2 protein-coding genes are annotated in these 3558 nt (G+C 70.4%); both read right to left on the reverse strand.

From position 1 onward, the window contains the following. On the reverse strand, window positions 1-1368 hold a 1368-nt coding region (locus tag ACIRFH_RS36435), incomplete at its 3' end, for an LCP family protein (protein ID WP_403530848.1). A 201-nt stretch (window positions 1369-1569) separates the two neighbouring features. After that, entirely contained in the window at window positions 1570-3273 is a 1704-nt protein-coding gene (locus ACIRFH_RS36440) for an LCP family protein (protein WP_403530845.1), read from the reverse strand. Window positions 3274-3558: the final 285 nt, after the last annotated feature.

Raw genomic sequence — 3558 nt, forward strand, 5'->3', positions numbered from 1 at the left:
GCCCTTCAGGCGTGCCGCGACGGCCGCGGCCTCCTTCTTCTCCTGCTGCTTGACCTCGGTGAACGAGACGTCGTTCGCGATCATGTCGAAGACCTGGGGCGCCTTCGTCTCGTCGAGCACGACCGTCACCGGGATCTTCTCGGCGGGGTTGTCCTTCACCGGCACCGTGGCGAAGGTGATGTTCTTCGTCGGCACCTTCTTCAACTCCAGCGCGATGTCCTTGAGCGTGCCGACGTCGCCGATGGGCGTGTCCACGGTGAGCGCCTTCGTGGCGGCCTCGGCGAGCTTCACCAGCTTGGTGGGGCTGGTGAGGGTGTCGCCGGAGGCCATCTTCCGCATGAGCGAGCCCAGGAACTGCTGCTGCGCCTTGATGCGGTCGAGGTCGCCGTGGTTGCCGAAGGCGTACCGGGCGCGGAGGAAGGCGAGGGCGTCCTCGCCCTCGACCGTCGACTTGCCCGCGGGCAGGACGAGTTTGGACTGCTTGTCGTCGACGGCCTTCTCCACGCAGACCTCCACGCCCTCGACCGCGGTGGTGAGCGTCTTGACCGCGTTGAAGTCGGCCATCATGAAGTGGTCGACCGATATGCCGGTCGCCTCCTTCACCGTGCGCATGGTGCAGCCCGCGTCCCGGCCGTTCTCGCCGAGGCTTCTGTTGAACCGCACGCCCTGCCGGCCGGGGACGACCTTGGTGCTCCCGTCCTCCTGCACGGTCGGGCAGTCCGGGATGTCGACGATCAGGTCGCGGGGGATGCTCAGCGCGGTCGCGTTGGAGCGGTCCTTGGACACGTGCAGCAGGATGTTGGTGTCGGCGTGCCCGACGCTGCCCTTGTCGCCGTAGCCCTCGTTGCCCGCACCGGTGCGCTTGTCGGTGCCGATGATGAGGATGTTGAAGGCCTCGTCCTTGCTGAAGCTGCTGCTGCCCGCGCTGCCGACGTCCGTCGTCGAGACGTTGCCCTCGAGGTGCTTGAGGTAGAGGTAACCGCCGACACCCGCCACGAGGACGACGAACGCGGTCGTGCCGCCGGTCCACAGCAGGATCCTCTTGCCCGTCGACCTCTTCTTCGCCGGCCGCGCCCGGCCGCGCCGCCCGGGCGCGGCCGGGCCGGCGGCGGTCTTGTCGGGGGCGGTGCGGCGGCGCTGGGGCGGGACCTCGCGGCCGGGGGCCGTCGTACGGCGGGGGGCCGCGCCGCCGGTGCCGCTGTCAGTGCCGCCGTCGGTCTCGCCCGGTGAGCCCGTGCGGGGCTTCGGCACGGTGGGCTGCGCCGCGGAGGACGGCAGCCGCAGTTCGTATTCGCCGGTCCGCGGATTGAGTACCCACTGGTCTGCGGGGTCGATGTCGTCCGCCCGCCCACGTTCTTGCGCGTCCACGGTCTCCCAGTCCTCCGTCGGGGCCACGCGGCGCCTTCCCCAAGGCGCACGGTAAATGGTCAACAAGTGCACGACGCCAGGGCGGACCTCGCGGCGGGGGCACTGGAGCGTTCACACTATCCGCCCGGTTCGGTACCGAACGACATCGGTGACGCACGCCACTTCCCCACACCGGGGCAATCCGCCCAATCCTGTGAGTGTCTACCAGCGGCGGTAGGGCTTGTAGACGTCCATGCACTTACCGGTGTCGGCGCCGTTGAGGGCGTCGCTGTTGCTGGGCAGGTCACCGGCCTTCGGCGTCTTCTGCTTCGGGTACGTGGTGCCCGAGCGCCAGTCCGCGCCGACGACGACCGTGACCCCGGACACGTCCGCCGACTTCCGCACCGCGCTCGCCGGGATCCCCAGTGCCGTGGCGACCCTCTGCGCGTCCCCGGCCAGGTCGGCGCTCGGGTAACGGACGACGGTCCGTTCCTCGGCCAGCGCCGTCGAGGTGTCCTTCGCCGCCTTGCCGAAGCCCTTCTCCACCAGCGCGTCGGCGATCGTGCCCGCACGGCCGCCGACCGGACCGAGCGAGTCCGTGCGGGTGGCGTTCTGCACGAGCACGGAGATCTCGGCGTCGGCGGCGGCCGGGTCCTGGGGGGACTTGCCGGTGCCGTCCGCGCCGGCGGTGCCGGTGCCCTTGCCGTCGCCGCCCTTGCCGTCGGTCTTCGCGCCCTTGTCGTCGAAGGGCACGTCGTCGCGGAGCATCGCCCAGACCTTCTCGGCGTTCGCGCCGTCCGGCAGCAGGTGGTTCTCGTCCTGGTCGTCCTGGATCACGGGCAGCGTCGTCATGGTGATGCGGTCCGTCGGCACCGTCTTCAGCTCCATGGCGAGGTCGTAGAACTCCTTGACCGTGCCGATCTCCTTGGAGACGTGGATGGCCTTCGTGGCCGCGTCGGCCAGGTCCATCAGCCGCCCGGTGTCGGTGAAGACGTTCTGGTCCTTCAGGGTGCGGATCATCGAGTTCAGGTACATGTGCTGGGCCCGGGCGCGCAGCGGGTCGCTGCCCCAGGCGTGCCGGGTGCGCAGCCACTGCAGCGCCTGCTCGCCCTTCACCTTGTGCGGGCCGGCCGTCAGCTTCAGGCCCGAGCCGCCGCGATCGCCGGGACGCAGCGGGCGGTCCCACACGTTCTGGTTCACACAGACCTCGACGCCGCCGATGGCGTCCGCCATCGCCACGACGCCCGCGAAGTCGATCGTCATCCAGTGGTCGATGTAGACACCGGTGAGGTTCTCCCAGGTGGCCAGGGTGCAGCCGGCGCCGCCGCGGGCCAGGGACTCGTTGATGATGGTGTTGGTCGCCGGGAACTTCTCGCCCGTCTTGGGGTCGGTGCACGCGGGGATGTCGACCCGGGTGTCACGCGGGATGCTGACCACCGCCGCGCTCTTGCGGTCCGCGGCCAGGTGGACCAGCATCTGCACGTCGCCCAGCGGCGGGTTGTCGCGGTGGTCCTTGCCGCCGCCCAGCGCCACGTTCGCGTCGGAGTCGCGGCTGTCGGAGCCGATCAGCAGGATGTTCAGGGGCGTCTGCCCGGCCGCGTTCGGCGCGGTCTTGTGCGCCTTCGAGTCGCCGCTGCTGCGCTCGCCCTTCTGGATGTTGCCGTTGAGGTGCTGGTAGTAGAGGTATCCGGCGCCGGCCGTGCCGAGTATCAGGACCGCGAGCGTCGACGCGGACCACCTGAGCACACGGCGTCCGCGCCCCGCCCGTCGCCGCCCGCTCCCGCGTCCCGTACCGCGCCGGCCGCCGTGCCCGCCTGCGCCGCCCTGTGCGCTCGCGTCGTGCCCGTCCCCGGCCACGGTCCCCTGCCGGGCGCCCCGGCCGGCACCGGGCCGCGTTCCCCGCCCGCGCACACCACTCTGCGTCATGTCCTTCTCCCCACCCCTCGCGCCGACCGGTCTGCCCACGGGCGCGTTCTGTTCGCACAGTTGGACGTACGGACCGCCCTTTTGGCTGTACGGCCGTCCTGACGGATTGCTTTCACCTCGGCCGCAACACGGCCGCCGGGTAAGACGCGAGAAGAGGCCGTCAGGTCACTTCGCGCACTGGGCCTTGTCCGCCGTGGATTTCTCCACCCCTTCCGGAGTCTTTCCGGACGTGGCGTTGAGTTTGACCCCGGCGCCCTTGAAGTCCTTGCCGAGGGTGAGTGTCAT

It is taken from the genome of Streptomyces sp. NPDC093586 (assembly GCF_044764905.1).
Lineage (GTDB): Bacteria > Actinomycetota > Actinomycetes > Streptomycetales > Streptomycetaceae > Streptomyces.

Coding starts and splice junctions, on each gene's coding strand:
- ACIRFH_RS36440 (WP_403530845.1), bottom strand. CDS start 3,273: ATGACGCAGAGTGGTGTGCGCGGGCGGGGAACGCGGCCCGGTGCCGGC.